Source organism: Nissabacter sp. SGAir0207 (genome assembly GCF_005491205.1).
Taxonomy (GTDB): Bacteria; Pseudomonadota; Gammaproteobacteria; order Enterobacterales; family Enterobacteriaceae; genus Chimaeribacter.
This window is the reverse complement of record NZ_CP028035.1, coordinates 496,194-512,242: the sequence shown is the minus strand read 5'-3', so window position 1 is coordinate 512,242 and position 16,049 is coordinate 496,194. Positions and strand designations below refer to the sequence as shown.

Genomic DNA, 16,049 nt, shown 5'->3' with positions numbered 1-16,049 from the left:
GTCGTAATATCAATTGATAACATTCAGGGTGGCGGTTAGATTCTCTCCGTTCACCCTCCCGGACAGGCAAGGTTCAGGCCGCCACGGCTGACGGCACTACTCACCAGGCTGATGAAGCCTGTAAAGGATTACTGATGAATAAGCGTTGTTTACTTGGCATTCTGGTCTCATTGGCGTTCACGCCCGCATTCGCCCAGCCGTTGGTGGTCAATACCGCCCCGCAGTATCAGGTCAAAGAGAAAACCGCCTTTATTGATCATTTGCTCAAGCAGATGACGCTGGATGAGAAGATCGGCCAGCTCAATCTGGTGACCGTCGGCTCCGAGTACCCGAAAGAGGCGATCATGGCGGACATCCGCGCCGGTAAGGTGGGCGGCATGTTCAATACCGTGACTAAGCCGGACATCCGCCGGATGCAGGATCAGGTGCAGCACAGCCGCCTGAAGATCCCGCTGTTCTACGCCTATGACGTGGTGCACGGGCAGCGCACCATCTTCCCGATCAGCCTTGGGCTGGCGGCGAGTTGGGATCTGGACGCCGTGGCGCTGAGCGGGCGCGTCTCCGCCACGGAAGCCGCCGCCGATGGCCTGAACATGACCTTCTCACCGATGGTCGATATCACCCGTGACGCGCGCTGGGGCCGCGTCTCCGAGGGGTTCGGCGAGGATACCTACCTCACCTCACGGCTGGCCGAGGTGCTGGTGAAAGCCTATCAGGGCGATGATCCCTCCGCGCCGGGCAATGTGATGGCTAACGTCAAGCACTATGCCACCTATGGCGCGGCGGAGGGCGGGCGTGACTACAACACTGTCGATATGTCCCTGCCGAAGATGTTTCAGGAGTACCTGCCGCCCTATAAGGCGGCGCTGGATGCCGGCGCTGGCGGCGTGATGGTGGCCCTGAACGCGGTCAATGGGATGCCCGCCACCTCCAACACCTGGCTGTTGCAGGACATTTTACGCCAGCAGTGGGGCTTCCACGGCGTGACGGTCAGTGACCACGGCGCGATCGGCGGTCTGGTGAAACATGGCGTGGCGCAGGACAACCGACAGGCGGCGGCGATGGCGCTCAAGGCTGGCGTTGATATGGACATGGCCGACAACATGTATGGCCTCTACCTGAAAGGGCTGTTGAAAGATGGCCTGATCAGCGAGCGCGATCTCGACCGCGCGGTGCGCAATGTGCTGGACGTGAAGTGGGACATGGGGCTGTTCGCCGATCCTTACCGCCACCTTGGCCCGGCCTCCACTGACCCGGCGGATACCAATGCCGAGAGCCGTTTGCATCGCAAGGAGGCACGCGAAGTGGCGCGCACCGCAATGGTCCTGCTGAAGAATGATCACCAGACGCTGCCGCTCAAAAAAACCGGCACCATCGCCGTGATCGGGCCGTTGGCACAGAGCCAGCGTGACATCATGGGCAGCTGGTCGGCGGCCGGTGTCGCCGCGCAGTCGGTCACCCTCTGGCAGGGGATGGAGAGTGCGGTCGGCGACCGCGCTAAGCTGCTCTATGCGCGTGGCGCGAATGTCACCAACGATCAGGCGATCGTGGACTACCTCAACTCCTATGACAAAGCGGTGGTAAATGACCCGCGCACGCCGCAGCAGATGATCGATGAGGCGGTGCAGGTGGCGAAGCAGGCGGATGTGATCGTGGCGGCGGTGGGCGAATCGCAGGGCATGGCCCACGAGGCCTCCAGCCGCAGCGACATCACCATCCCGGAGAGCCAGCGTGACCTGTTGAAGGCGTTGAAAGCCACCGGCAAGCCGCTGGTGCTGGTGCTGATGAATGGCCGCCCGCTGGCGCTGCCGTGGGAGAGCGAGAATGCCGATGCGATGCTGGAGACCTGGTTCAGCGGCACCGAGGGCGGCAATGCCATCGCTGACGTGCTGTTCGGCGACTATAATCCCTCCGGCAAGCTGCCAATGACCTTCCCGCGCGCGGTGGGCCAGGTGCCGCTCTACTACAATGTGCTGAACACCGGCCGGCCGTTCAACCCGCAAAAGCCGGACAAGTACACTACCCGCTACTTCGACATCACCAATGGGCCGCTCTACCCGTTCGGCTATGGCCTGAGCTATACCAACTTCGAGGTGTCGGAGATCGCGCTCTCTGGCTCAACGCTGGGGCGGCATGGGCAGATCAACGCCAGCGTGACGGTCACCAACAGCGGTGACCGTGCCGGGGCGACGGTGGTGCAGCTCTACTTACAGGATGTGACCGCCTCGCTGGCCCAGCCCGTGAAACAGCTGAAAAACTTCAAAAAGGTGATGTTGCAGCCGGGCGAGAAGCAGGTGGTGAGCTTCCCGATCGACGAGAGTGCGCTGCGCTTCTACAACAACCAGCTGAAGTGGGCCTCCGAGCCGGGGCGGTTCAACGTCTTTATCGGCCTCGACTCGCAGAACGTGAAGAAGCAAAGCTTCCTGCTGACCGAGTAACGGGGTGCGGGAGGCCACTGGCCTCCCCGCCCGCAATTAACCATGACGCCCCTGTTAACACTCGCTACGCTTAACCACAGGGGATTGGGAGAGTCCTTACTATAATTTTTAGCAACCCCCTTACCCTATGTGGCAACCTAGTGATGTTCTGCCTGCAAGACCAGGCCCAGCCATCCCGGCGGATGTGCCGGCGCCATCCGGTATACTCAGCCTCTTCTGCGGAGATGTTTTCATGATCGAAAATCAAGACAGTTCGATCCTGTACCAACATTTTGGTACGCCCCGCCCCTATTGGCGGCTCCATGCAGACAGTCACGCGCTGGAACTCTCTGCCGAAAAAAACATGACCAACGTGGCGGTCGCCCTGACACCCTATCAGGCGTCCACCATCCGTGGCCTGACCGGCATTACCTCCAGCTTTACGCTGGAGATCACGCTCTATGGCGCGCCGCTGCGGCTGCATCTGGTGGGTCGGCGCGTCGGCGCGGAGGAGTGGGCGGGCACCGCCTCTGACTACTATGACACCCCCTCCGTGGCGCATGACCTGGAGGTCGGCCTCTCGTTCGCCGAGCAGGTGGTATCAGAGGCCAACTCGGTGATCGTGATCATCGATCAGGAGGGGAAAGTCCAGCGCTTCAACCGCCTCAGCGAGGAGTACACCGGCGTCAAAGAGAAGGACGTGATCGGCAAAAGCGCGCACGATCTCTTTATGTCACTGGAGGAGGGATCCGCCTCGCGCCAGAACATCTCCGGCTTTTTCCAGAACAAGCAATCCTATGAGGTGGAGCGCTGGATCAATACGGTGAAGGGGCAGCGCCTGTTCCTGTTCCGCAATAAGTTCGTGCACAGCGGCAGCGGCAAGCAGCAGACCTTCCTGATCTGCTCCGGCACGGACATCACCGATGAGCGCATGGCACAGGAGCACCTGCGCATCCTCGCCAACACCGACACCATCACCGGCCTGCCCAACCGCCATGCCATTATGGAGAAGCTCAAGGCGGCGCTGGCGGTGCGCGGCGAACAGCAGGTGGGCATCATCTACCTCGATCTGGATAACTTCAAAAAGGTGAATGACGCCTACGGCCATATGTTCGGCGACCAGTTGCTGGAGGAGGTCTCGACGGCGCTGAAGGGCTGCCTCTCGCCCAACCAGACCCTGGCGCGGCTGGGCGGCGATGAGTTTATCCTGCTGTGCGAGAACAGCTCGCTGGAGGAGTTGGAGGCGCTGGCGCAGCAGCTGCACAACCTGTTGAAGACGCCGTTCCGCATCGGGCTGATAGAGGTCTACACCGGCTGCTCCTGCGGGCTGGCGATCTGCCCAGACCACGGCACCAGCGCCGAGAGCCTGATCCGTAATGCCGATACCGCCATGTACGTCGCCAAGGAGCAGGGCAAGCGCACGCACCGCATCTTCTCACCGGAGATGAACTACAAGGTCGCGGAGTATATGTGGCTCGACACCAACCTGCGCAAGGCGCTGGAGGAGGAGCAACTGCTGCTCTACTACCAGCCGAAGATTGCCTCGTCCACGGGCCGGGTGACCGGCGTGGAGGCGCTGGTACGCTGGTACTCGCCGGAGCGCGGGCTGATCCAGCCCATCCAGTTCATTCCCTATGCCGAGGAGTCAGGGCTGATCACGCCGCTCGGCAAGTGGGTGCTGGAGAGCGCTGCCCGGCAGGCGATGGCGTGGCAGCAGAAGGGCTTTGACCTGCGGGTGGCCGTCAACCTCTCGGCGCGCCAGCTCAGCGGCGACGCGCTGATCACCACCTTCCGCGAGGCGATGCAGGAGGTGGGCATGACCGACTGCCTGCTCGACTTTGAACTGACGGAGAGCTGCCTGATTGACGATGAGCGGCGGGCGGTCTCGTTGATTGAGCAGCTGCACGCGCTGGGCGCGGAGGTCTATCTGGATGATTTCGGCACTGGCTACTCTTCGCTCTCGCAGCTGGCGCGCATCCCTATCGACTACATCAAACTCGACCAGAGCTTCGTGCGCGGCATCAGTGAGAACAGCGTCTCGCAGGCGCTGGTACGCGCCATTATCGCCGTGGCGGGCACCCTCAATCTGAAGGTGGTGGCCGAGGGGGTGGAGAGTGCGAAGGAGGAGCAGTTCGTGGATGAGATGGGCGTGCATGACAAACAGGGCTATTTCTACGCGAAGCCAATGCCCGCAGACGAGCTGGAGCATTGGCTGTCGGACTACAATTTGCTTCACCCATAAGGTTTGCCGGGCAGGTTAGTCTGCGCCAGCGCGGGGGTATTCAGGCGTCAACGGTGCCGTGGCACTCTGTCGCCAGGGGGTAGTTAACCGCTTAACCTGCTTTGCGCAAGCTGGCGGTATGACGGTTCTGTAGTGTCACCAGTCGCTCCATGTAAGCGACGTCTTTCTCCTCCAAGGTAAAGGCCGCATCGACCCAATCCTCGGTGATGTCCATCAGTTCAGAGCGTGAGAGTTGCAGCACCCGTTGGCGGGCGCGCAGCATGGCGCGCATCCCGTTCATCTTGGGGCGCAGGGTATCGATAAAGGTACGGGTGGCGGCAAAGGCGTCGCCCGGTTGGAACAGCCGGTCAATCAGCCCGCGTGACTCATACCACTCGGCGGTGTGGGACTCACCGCTGCTGATCAGCTCCTCCGCCAGCCGCATCCCGGCCTTGCGGGTCACCAGCGAATAAGCGCCCATGCCGGGGAACAGGTTGAAGGCGATCTCCGGGAAGCCCATGCGCGCGGTGTTTTGCGCCAGCACGTAGTGGTGGGCGAGCGCCGCCTCAAAGCCGCCGCCGAGCGCGGTGCCCTCAATCATTGCCAGTGTGATGGCACCGACGCCAAATCCTTGCGACGCGGCATGGACACAGTCAATGCAGGCGCGGGCATAGGCGCGCAGTGACTCGCGCTTGCGGCTCTTGATGGACTCCACAAAGTAGTTGAGGTCGCCGCCCACGTTGTAGATGTTGGGCACCAGCGAGCCAGTGACCCAGAAGTCGATCGGCAGGCCGGAGGCGTGGGCGCAGTCCGCCAGCTTCATGATGTCGTCGATCAGGGCCTGATTGAAACAGGGGCGCGGATAGGCGCGCAGCATCATCCATAAGACATTTCTGCCCTCCTCATAAAATGCGGAAATTTGGGACATGTGGCCGGCTTCGGTGAATGGACGGCAAGATGGGTGGTCAAGAAGGTTCATAATATAATTCCACTATTTTCAGTATAGAGTGGGTGAAGCCATTCCAGCCTAGTGCAGCTGACTGCCGAACTGAATCACCTCTCTTTCTGAAATGTGCTCTTTTCTTTCTGCATTTGGTTGCGCCCTGCCCCTTATGGCCCTCTTGCCGCATTAATAACCGCCCTGGCCAGTAATCCACAACGTGATTTTGCATAACTCCTTTTCAGGCAGTGGCTTAAGCCGAAGGCGGCTCGCCTCTTCCCCTGCCCGCCAAATGAAAATTCGATAAGTTATGTCAGGGTGAAAATAATGGCCGCTGTGGTTCGTGTTGTTGTTTTTTAGAAAGAGCGTGCAGGCAGAACTATTTATTCTATCGTGTGGCGTTGCCGTTTATAAATAACCTGCTACTGACGCCAGAAATAGCAAATCCTTTGCTGTTTACGCCCACGGAGATTTTATGCAGCGGTGGTTTGGCCTGTTATTACGCTGGCCAGCTAAGGGCTTTGCCGTGGCGCTGACAGGCGAAGGGGTGCGGTAGCGCAGGCAGCCGCATGGTCAGCAAGCATATAGTTACTAAATAAATTAATTTATTCTTATATATCTCTTTTATAAATATACGCGACCGTCTTCGTTCTTGGGCATAATCATTTCATGACTCTTTGCTAGCTAGTCATTAAATATTTGAACAATCTCACATTCAGCGGAGAGAGTGCTTTTCCTCCCCTTCTCCTTTACCAAAATGCCCCTTAAACTCATCCGACCACTCGAGATCATCGGAAGTTGTGCCGCCAGATTGACCACGCCGGAGAGATTTTCATGACCGCTTATCCTCATCTGCTTGCCCCTTTGGAGTTGGGTTTTACCACCCTGAAGAACCGTGTCCTGATGGGCTCCATGCATACCGGGCTGGAGGAGTTGCCAGACGGTGCCTCCCGGCTGGCAATCTTCTATGCCCAGCGCGCCCGCGCTGGCGTGGGGCTGATCGCGACCGGCGGCGTGGCGCCAAATGATGAGGGCGTGGTCTATCAGGGCGCGTCCACGCTGGTCTCCAGCGCGCAACTCAATGGGCACCGTACCGTGACCCACGCGGTGCATCAGGCTGGCGGCAAAATCGCGCTGCAAATCCTCCATGCCGGGCGCTACAGCTACCAGCCAAATCCGGTGGCCCCCTCCGCCTTGCAGGCACCGATCAACCGCTTTGCGCCCACCGCCCTGAGCGAGGCGCAGATCCTCGCCACCATCCAGGATTTCGCCCGCTGCGCGCGGCTGGCACAGCAGGCTGGCTACGACGGCGTGGAGATCATGGGTTCCGAGGGCTACCTGATTAACCAGTTCCTGGCCGCCCGCACCAACCAGCGTGACGATGGCTGGGGCGGCACGCCAGAAAAGCGCCAGCGCTTTGCGGTGGAGATCGTGCGCGCGGTGCGTGAGCGGGTCGGGGCGAACTTCATCATCATCTATCGTCTGTCGCTGCTCGATCTGGTGGAGGAGGGACAGACGCTGGCGGAGAGCATCGCGCTGGCGCAGGCGGTGGAGCGGGCGGGCGCCACGCTGATCAACACCGGCATTGGCTGGCATGAGGCGCGCATCCCGACCATTGCCACCATGGTGCCGCGCGCCGCCTTTGACTGGGTGACGCAGCAACTGATGGGCCACGTCTCGCTGCCGCTGATTGCCACCAACCGCATCAACGATCCCGCCGTGGCCGAGCAGATTCTGGCGTCTGGCATGGCGAATATGGTCTCCATGGCGCGTCCCTTTTTGGCGGATGCCGAGCTGGTGGCCAAGGCAGCGCAAGGAAGGGCGGAGGAGATCAACACCTGTATCGCCTGCAACCAAGCCTGTCTGGATCGGGTGTTCGAAGGCCACGTGGCCTCCTGTCTGGTCAACCCGTTTGCCTGCCGGGAGGCGGATCTGATCGTCACGCCCGCGCTGAGCCGCAAGCGGCTGGCGGTGGTGGGCGCGGGGCCAGCCGGGCTGGCGTTTGCCGTCAATGCCGCGGCGCGCGGCCATCAGGTGACGCTGTTTGACGCCCAGCCGGAGATTGGTGGGCAGTTCAATCTGGCGCGGCAGATCCCCGGCAAGGAGGAGTTTAGCCAGACGCTACGCTACTACCGCACCCAACTGGCGGTGCTGGGGGTAACGCAGCGCCTCAACTGCCGGGCCGAGGCGGCGATGCTGGCCGACTTTGATGAGGTGATCCTCGCCACGGGCGTTGAGCCGCGCCTCCCGCCGATCCCCGGCATCGATCACCCCAAGGTGATGAGCTATCTGGAGGTGCTGCGCGACCACCAGCCGGTCGGGCAGCGGGTGGCCATCATCGGCGCGGGCGGCATTGGCTTTGATGTGGCGGAGTACCTGAGTCAGGCTGGCCCCTCCTCCAGCCTGAACCGCGTGGCGTTCTGCCATGAGTGGGGCATCGACACCACCCTGCGCCAGCGCGGCGGCCTGCAAGCGCACGCGATCCTGCCGCCGAGCACGGCACGGCAGATCTTTTTGTTGCAGCGCAAGGCGAGCAAGGTCGGGGCCGGGCTGGCAAAAACCACTGGCTGGATCCACCGCGCCAGCCTGATGCAGCGCGGCGTCAGGCTGCTCAATAGCGTCGAGTATCTGCGGATTGATGATGAGGGTCTGCACATTCAGCGCGCCGAGGAGCGGCACTGTCTGGCGGTGGACAACGTGATCGTGTGCGCCGGGCAGGAGCCACAGCGGGCGCTGTACGCGCCGCTGATGGCGCTGGGCCGGCCGGTGCACCTGATTGGCGGTGCTGAGGTGGCGCTGGAACTGGATGCCCGCCGGGCGATTGAACAGGGCACCCGGCTGGCATTGCAGATTTAGCGGCGGGACGGCCCTTTCACGGCGCGCAAAATCACGAACTTCTGGTTAGAGGCCAGGGTTTCGCAGTTGCCGAACAGGCGCTTGAGCTTGTGGAAGTAGCCCAGGTGGCGGTTGCCGACGATGCGCAGTTCGCCGCCGGTGTGCAGGCAGCGTTTGGCGTCGCAGAACATCTGCCAGGCAGTGACGTCCGTGACGGTCTGCTGCTGGTGGAACGGCGGGTTGCAGAGCACCGCGCTCAGGCTGTCGCGCTCCACGTGCGCCAACAGGTTATCCACCTCGAACGCGCTGCGCGCCAAATCCTGCGGGCGGTTGCGCTCAACGTTGAGCTGGCTGGAGGCCACCGCCATGTAGGACTCATCGACAAACAGCACTTCCGCATCCGGGTTCTGTTCCAGCGCCGTTAGGCCAATCACGCCATTGCCGCAACCGAGATCGGCGATACGCCCCGCCATCCCCTCCGGCAGGTGCTGCATAAACAGGCGTGCGCCAATGTCCAGCCCACCGCGTGAGAAGACGTTGGCGTGGTTGGCGATACGGTAATCCGTGCCATCCAGCGCCCACTCATTGATCACCGGCTGGTCGCTGACCGCCAGCTCCGCCACGCTGCCAAAGATCAGGCGCGCCTTTTTCTTCGCCAAACTGGTGCGGGTCGGGCCGAGGATCTTCTCAAACAGTTGCAGTGTCGAGGTGTGGATGTCACGTGCCTTGGCACCGGCCACGATCACCGTCTCCGGCGTCACCACCTGACGCAGCGCCCGCAGTTGCTGCTCCAGCAGCGCCAGCGTTTTCGGCACGCGGATCACCACCAGCCCCGGCGCGGCCGGCAGGGGTGCCAGGCTGTCGAGCAGGGTCACGCTCTCCGGTTCAAGATCGTTCAGCGCCAGATTGTGGCGTACCGCCAGCTGCGCCATGTAGGAGTCGCTGATGCTGTACGGGCGCTGCTCCGCCAGGGCACAGGCCAGCGCGCCAAAGGTGTCGTTGAAGATCAGCAGCGGCTTGCCAGCCGCCGCGCTGAGGTCGAGGGTTTCCAGCAGATACTCATCCGCCGCATCCCAAGCCTGAAGCTGCGTGATCTCTTCCTGCTGCGGGTAGCGCTCCAGTTCAAGGCGCAACGTTCCCAGTTCAAATAGGCTCATCGCCCCTCCTGAATAAAAAATTTGGGCTGTTTATCCCTTAAATTTGCCTGTCAGTAAAATGTTTTTTCGGTTAAAACTGGCATTATTGCCCTTGCGGCGCGTTTCCCGCCGCCGCAACCGGCCCGCACCCCCTTTCTGGAGAGCCGAGCCACGCCCATGCCATCATTGACTTACCTTCAGGGCTACCCTGAACACCTGCTGCGCCAGGTCCACCAGCTGATTGATGAACAGCGGCTGGGCAGCGTGCTGCTGCAACGCTACCCGCAGCCCCATGAGCTGACCACCGACAAGGCGCTCTACCAGTTTACCGCCGACCTGAAGAACCAGTTTTTGCGCAATGCGCCGCCCATCAGCAAGGTGGCCTATGACGGCAAGATCCAGGTGATGAAGCACGCCCTCGGGCTGCACACCGCCGTGTCGCGCGTGCAGGGCAGCAAGCTGAAGGCGAAGGCGGAGATCCGCGTCGCCACGGTGTTCAAGAGCGCGCCGGAGGCGTTCCTGCGCATGATCGTGGTGCATGAGCTGGCGCACCTGAAAGAGAAGGAGCACAACAAGGCGTTCTACAGCCTCTGTTGCCACATGGATCCGGCCTATCACCAACTGGAGTTTGATACCCGGCTCTACCTCACCCATCTGGACCTGTTCGGCACACTTTATACCTGAACCGAGGGCGGCCCGTGCCGCCACACATGGAGTACATCATGATTCGCTTTGCTGTTGTCGGCACCAACTGGATCACCCAACGGTTTATCGATGCCGCCCACGAGAGCGGCAAGATGCGCCTGACCGCCATCTACTCCCGCAACCTGTCGCAGGCCAAGGCCTTTGGCGAGGACTACCCGGCCGAGCACCACTTTGACTCGCTGGAGGCGCTGGCGGCCTGTGATGAGGTAGACGCGGTCTACCTCGCCAGCCCGAACGCCCTGCACTGCGAGCAGGCGCTGCTGTTTATGCGCCACGGCAAGCATGTGATCTGCGAGAAGCCGCTCGCCTCCAACCAGCGCGAGGCGGAGCAGATGGTCGCCTGTGCGCGGGAGCAGCAGGTGGTACTGTTTGAGGCGTTCAAGACCGCCTGGCTGCCCAACTTCCTGCACCTGCAAAGCTGCCTGCCACGGGTCGGCGTGCTGCGCCGCGCCAGCTTCAGCTACTGCCAGTTCTCCTCGCGCTACCCGCGCTATCTGGCGGGCGAGAACCCCAACACCTTCAACCCGGCCTTCTCCAACGGCTCCATCATGGACATCGGCTACTACTGTCTGGCAAGCAGCGTGGCATTGTGGGGCGAACCGGCGCGCGTCACCGCCAGCGCCAGCCTGCTGCCGAGCGGCGTGGATGGGCATGGCGTGGTGATCCTTCACTACGATCAGTTTGAGGTGGTGATCACCCACTCCAAGGTGAGCGACTCGGCGCTGCCCAGCGAGATCCAGGGCGAGAGCGGCACGCTGGAGATTGGCAAGCTGGCGGAGTGCCAGTCACTGGCCTTCACCCCGCGCGGCGGCCAGCGTCTGGACATCACCCAGCCGCAGCACATCAACACCATGCTGTATGAGGCCGAAGCCTTCGCCCGGCTGGTGGAGGCGCAGCAGGTGGAGCACCCCGGCCTTGAACGCTCGCTGATCACCGCCCGCCTGCTGACGGAGATCCGCCGCCAGACCGGCGTCATCTTCCCGGCAGATACCGCCACCGCCTGACAGGAGCCGACCATGACGCAGCCACGCCCCCTACTGATCCTGCAAACCGGCGACGCCCCCGAGGTGATCCGACAGGAGCATGAGAACTTCCAACAGATGTTTATCCGTCAGGGCGGGATGAAGCCGCTGGCGCTGGAGATTATCCACCTGCCGAGCGGTGGCCTGCCGCAGTCGCCCAGCCACTATGCTGGCGTGGTGATCACCGGCTCCTCGGCGATGGTCACTGACCGGCTGCCGTGGAGCGAGTGGGCCGCCGGGTGGCTACGTCAGGCGATGGCGGAGTCACTGCCGATCTTTGGCGTCTGCTACGGCCACCAGCTGCTGGCGGATATGCTGGGCGGCGTGGTGGATTACCACCCGCAGGGAATGGAGGTCGGCACGCAACAGCTGGAGCGGCTGCCGGGCGCGGAGCAGGATCCGCTCTGCGCCGCCCTGCCCGACCGCTTCACCGCCAACCTGATCCACTCGCAGACGGTGATCACGCCGCCGCCCGGCGCGCAGGTGCTGGCGCGCTCGGCGCACGATCCGCACCAGATCCTGCGCTACTCGCCCACCACCTTCAGCACGCAGTTCCACCCGGAGTTCAATGGCGCGGTGATGCGCAGCTACCTGGAGTGGCTGAAGGCGGCCCAGCCAGCCCAGGCGTCATTGCCCGCGGCACATCAGGCGCAGGACACCCCGGACAGCCAGCGGCTGTTACAAACTTTCGTGGCGCAGGTGGCCGGGCGGGCGGAGAATTCATAAGGCTGACGAAACTTTACCGGCGCTCCCATTGTAGGTGGAAATATTTTGTACTATTTTGACATCAGCAAAGGGGAGTAACTTCTTCGCCGGCCAATCGTCATTACGGTGTCCAGACAGGATGCCCGGTTGCCGGGACAACCCGAGAACATTGCACCATCCATGTTTCCGAGTTGTAAGTGAGACCTTGCCGGAAGGCGAGGTTTGCTTATAGCTCCACAGAGCGGCTGACGTCTTCCGATGTCGGCCGTTTTTTTTGGACTTCAATGAGGAACATGCCATGAACTCTGTTGGAAACCCCTGGCTCTGGGGCAGTTTTGCCGTGATTGTCGCCATTATGCTGGCGGTTGACCTGCTGTTGCAGGGCAAGCGTGGGCAGCAAACCATGACCATGAAGAGCGCCGCCTGCTGGTCGCTGGTGTGGGTCAGTTTGGCGCTGCTGTTTAACGCCGGTTTCTGGTGGTATCTCACCCAGACCTATGGCCGCGATGTGGCCGACCCGCAGGCGCTGGCCTTCCTGACCGGCTATTTGATTGAGAAAGCGCTGGCGGTGGATAACGTCTTCGTCTGGCTGATGCTGTTTGGCTACTTTGCCGTGCCGGCCAACCTGCAACGGCGGGTGCTGGTGTATGGCGTGCTGGGGGCCATCGTGCTGCGCACCATCATGATCTTCGGCGGCAGCTGGCTGGTGACGCAGTTCCACTGGATCCTCTACGTGTTCGGTGCTTTCCTGCTGTTCACCGGCATCAAGATGGCGCTGGCGAAAGAGGATGACGCGGTACTGGGCGAGAAACCGCTGGTGCGCTGGCTGCGCAAGCACCTGCGAATGACCGAGGAGCTGGATGGCGAGAAGTTCTTCACCGTGCGCAACGGCGTGCGTTACGCCACCCCGCTGCTGCTGGTGCTGATTTTGGTGGAGCTGAGCGACGTGATCTTCGCGGTGGACAGCATCCCGGCCATCTTCGCCGTCACCACCGATCCCTTTATCGTGCTGACCTCCAACCTGTTTGCGATTCTCGGCCTGCGCGCCATGTACTTCCTGCTGGCGAACGTGGCGGAGAAGTTCTCGCTGCTGAAGTATGGGCTGGCGGTGATTCTGGTGTTCATCGGCATCAAGATGCTGCTGATTGACCTGTTCCACATCCCGGTGGGGGTGTCGCTCGGTGTGGTGGCTGGCATCCTGGCGATCACCATGCTGCTGAACGTCTGGGTCAACCGCCGCGCCGCGCGTGGCTAGCCCCGTTGGGGCGCGCGGCTAGTCCCCAGTCCCCGTGGGGCGCGCCCCGTCTGGCCGGTCAGCGCCGTGCGTTGGCTGGCCGGTTTTTCGCCGCCTCTGGCTCCTTGCGCGTCAGCGCATCCAGCAGCGCCTCCAGCGGATAGACCGTCGCAATCACCACCTCATCCCGTACTGCCGCCGCCTGATCCAGCTGCTGCCGGGCGCGTTTCGCCTCGCCGTTGCTGATCAGGCTGCCGCGCTGCCACAGATCCACCAGCCGTTTGCCAAGCACCGCCAGCCCGTTGAGGTCAGTAGCCACCGGTTGCAGCGGCGTCAGCACGCTATTGCCAGCCAGCAGCGGTGCCACCTGCGGCAGGTTGGCCTGCCAGCGCGCCAGCCGCTCACGCAGGGCGTCCGCCGCCGCGCTGTCGGCCCGGTTGAGCAGCAGGCGATCCACCTCCAGCCGCATCTGCCGTACCGCCTCGCTCTCCGCTGGCAGTGCGTCGGCCAGCCGGTTCAGTGGCTCAAACTGGTGGTAGTTGCCAGCCTGGAATTTCAGGTGCTGGCGGGTGTAGTAGTGCGCTGGCTCCAGCGCCTCGGCGAACAGCTGCAACGGCGCGATCTGGGTGCTCTGCGCCAACCGGGTGAACTGCCGCGCCGCCTCGGCATGGGGTTGCAGCCCGACGGAGACCACCGACCACGCGTCCACCGCCGCCAGCCGCCGGTACATGTTTTGCTCATCCTGCACGTCGCGCGCTGACCAGAGCCGTTCCGCCACCGCAAAGGCGCGCGGCCAGAGTTTCAGGTCGAGGACGGCAGGCGTGACGTTCTCCGCCCACAGCGCCGCCTCGCCGCCGAGGATATTGGCCGCCGCCTCGCGGTTCGGCACCACTGGCGCGATGCCCGCCGGTGGCGATGCCAGCCGTTGGCCGCTGACCGGGTAACGGACGTTGCCCAGCAGGAAGTAGCCGCTCAGGCCATCCGGCCGCAACCGTAGCACCGGCCGGGTGTCGCCCAGCCAGGTGTCGAGGCGGAAACTCACCTCCTCCGGCGAGTGCCAGTCAATCTCGCGCACCGCGCGGCGCGCCTTGCCGTTGAAGTCGATAAAGCCACGCCACCCCTGCGGCCCCTCAATCAGCGTGAAGCTTCCCTCCACCGGCTTGCCCTTCAGGCGCGGCAACGTGAAGGCCCAGCTCTGCCCCTTCTCATCGGCATGGATCTTGTCATCCACCCACAGCGGCTGCGGCAGCACCTCGTTGCGGTAGTGGTAGGCGGTGCTCTGCGGCTGGTCGAGGTAGAAACCGGTGGAGAGCAGCCCCGAATAGCCCGCCTGCGCGGCGGCGGCCAGCGCGTCTGGCCCCTGCCAGGACTGGATGACGCTGGTGTGCGGCAAGTCCGGGTGCAAAATCTCATCCCAGCCGACCATACGCCGCTGGTAGGAGCCGAGGATCAGCGACAGCTTGCGGTTGAAGTAGGCTTGCAGCGCGTGGGCATCCGCCAGATTGTTGCGCTGCATAAATGCCTGAATGGTGGGCGATGCCAGCCACTGGGTCGGATCCACCTCATCGCCGCCGATGTGCAGGTAGGGATCGGGGAAGATCGCCGCCACTTCGCCGAGGATCGTATCCACGAATTGGTAGGTCTCCTGCCGGCTGGGATCGAGCAGCGGCGTATGGACGCCCCACTCGCGCTGCATCAGGTAAGGCCCCGGCGCGCTGACCAGCTCCGGGTAGGCGACGGCGATCGCCGAGGCGTGGCCGGGCAGGTCAATCTCCGGCACCACGCGGATGCCGAGCGCGGCGGCGTAGGCCACCACCTCCTTCATCTGCGCTACCGTGTAGTAGTGGCCGTCACTCGCCAGCTCCTGCAACTTGGGGTAGTGGGTGGAGGCAAATCGCCAGCCCTGATCGTCGGTCAGGTGCCAGTGGAAGACGTTGAGCTTGGCGGCCGCCATGCCATCCAGCTGCCGCTTGATGTCGGCTACCGGCAGGAAGTGGCGCGCCGAGTCCAGCAGCAGCCCACGCCACGGGAAGCGCGGCGCGTCCGTGATGCGCACCAGCGGCAGGCTAGTCTGGCGGCCATCATCGCGGATCAGTTGCAGCAGCGTCTCCATGCCGCGCAGCGCGCCAAAGCGCGTCTCGGCATTCAGCACCGCCCCCTGTGGCGTGATGGTGAGCTGGTAGCGCTCATCGCTCTCCGGCTGCGGCAGCGGATCAACCTTCTGCGCGATGACGATCATGATCATCGCCTGCTGCGGGTTGCCGGTCTGCGGCAACAGCTCCCAGCCGGTCTGCTCCGCGATGCGCTGCCGCCAGCGCGTGACCTCTGGGCCAAGATCGTCGCCACTGACGCCGATGGTCAGCCGGTTGTCCAGCACCAGCCTGCCCTGCTGCTGCGGGTTGAACTCCACCCGTTGCGGCCACGGCATCAGCGGCAGATCGCCAGCGGGCTGGGCCTTCAGGCCGGGGGAGAGCAGCAGCAACGAGGCAAGCAGCGAGGTCGGTAGAGAGCGTTTCATGGTTATCCATCCCAGGGGTCATTACAGCAATGCGCAAGAGTAACCCGATGGATAGTAAAGGGTAAGTCTCGCCCCGTCGCCGCTGTGGCGCAAAAAACCGACGATTGCCACCGCCTGCTGGCAATGGCGTGACGATCGCTGGCAATAACGAAAATTTTCAGGCATTTACTTCCACCCTGCGCCCCCCAGAATGGCTAGCTGGCGATGGAAATTAAGAATTACCCCAGAGTGTGGTCTGGGGGGATGCGCGACGGCGCAATTTCAGCTAAAAAGGGGGACACCGCCGGTGTTGCCGGCCCCCTACTCCCAACTGTGG

Annotated in this window: 10 protein-coding genes; 7 read left to right on the top strand and 3 right to left on the bottom strand. The window is 62.7% G+C overall.

From position 1 onward, the window contains the following. The first annotated feature begins 134 nt into the window (after positions 1-134). Together bglX and pdeR are read left to right on the top strand one after the other, a co-directional pair. Positions 135-2,438: a beta-glucosidase BglX gene (gene bglX / locus C1N62_RS02290; protein ID WP_137762100.1), complete on the top strand. Its 2,304-nt coding sequence runs from the start codon at positions 135-137 to the stop codon at positions 2,436-2,438. 232 nt (positions 2,439-2,670) lie between these two features. Next, the gene (gene pdeR / locus C1N62_RS02285) at positions 2,671-4,659 is read left to right on the top strand and encodes a cyclic di-GMP phosphodiesterase (protein ID WP_137762099.1); all 1,989 of its coding nucleotides are present in this window, start codon (positions 2,671-2,673) and stop codon (positions 4,657-4,659) included. A gap of 91 nt (positions 4,660-4,750) precedes the next feature. Here the strand turns inward: pdeR and C1N62_RS02280 are convergent, their stop codons facing one another. Then, positions 4,751-5,617, bottom strand: coding sequence for a crotonase/enoyl-CoA hydratase family protein (locus C1N62_RS02280; protein WP_137762098.1), 867 nt, complete (start codon positions 5,615-5,617; stop codon positions 4,751-4,753). A gap of 795 nt (positions 5,618-6,412) precedes the next feature. On the opposite strand from C1N62_RS02280, the gene C1N62_RS02275 reads away from it, so the two are divergent. Next, a complete protein-coding gene (locus C1N62_RS02275; protein ID WP_137762097.1) occupies positions 6,413-8,434 on the top strand; it encodes an NADPH-dependent 2,4-dienoyl-CoA reductase in 2,022 nt (673 codons plus the stop codon). Here the strand turns inward: C1N62_RS02275 and rlmG are convergent. After that, positions 8,431-9,570: a 23S rRNA (guanine(1835)-N(2))-methyltransferase RlmG gene (gene rlmG / locus C1N62_RS02270; protein WP_137762096.1), complete on the bottom strand. Its 1,140-nt coding sequence runs from the start codon at positions 9,568-9,570 to the stop codon at positions 8,431-8,433. The two genes, C1N62_RS02275 and rlmG, sit on opposite strands and share 4 nt — an antisense overlap. Positions 9,571-9,726: 156 nt before the next feature. On the opposite strand from rlmG, the gene C1N62_RS02265 reads away from it, so the two are divergent. The 4 genes from C1N62_RS02265 to C1N62_RS02250 all read left to right on the top strand — a co-directional run bounded on the left by C1N62_RS02265 (position 9,727) and on the right by C1N62_RS02250 (position 13,236). Then, positions 9,727-10,233 (top strand): M48 family metallopeptidase, encoded by a 507-nt coding sequence (locus tag C1N62_RS02265; protein ID WP_137762095.1) that lies wholly within the window; start codon positions 9,727-9,729, stop codon positions 10,231-10,233. 38 nt (positions 10,234-10,271) lie between these two features. Further along, a complete protein-coding gene (locus C1N62_RS02260; RefSeq protein WP_137762094.1) occupies positions 10,272-11,258 on the top strand; it encodes a Gfo/Idh/MocA family protein in 987 nt (328 codons plus the stop codon). A gap of 12 nt (positions 11,259-11,270) precedes the next feature. Further along, positions 11,271-12,002: a glutamine amidotransferase gene (locus tag C1N62_RS02255; RefSeq protein WP_137762093.1), complete on the top strand. Its 732-nt coding sequence runs from the start codon at positions 11,271-11,273 to the stop codon at positions 12,000-12,002. Between the two features lie 277 nt (positions 12,003-12,279). Then, complete coding sequence (locus C1N62_RS02250; protein ID WP_137762092.1) at positions 12,280-13,236, top strand: TerC family protein; 957 nt, start codon at positions 12,280-12,282, stop codon at positions 13,234-13,236. Positions 13,237-13,294: 58 nt separating this feature from the next. Here C1N62_RS02250 and C1N62_RS02245 read toward each other — a convergent pair whose 3' ends face one another. Beyond that, positions 13,295-15,733, bottom strand: a complete 2,439-nt coding sequence (locus C1N62_RS02245; RefSeq protein ID WP_137762091.1) for a beta-N-acetylhexosaminidase — start codon at positions 15,731-15,733, stop codon at positions 13,295-13,297. Positions 15,734-16,049 lie beyond the last annotated feature (316 nt).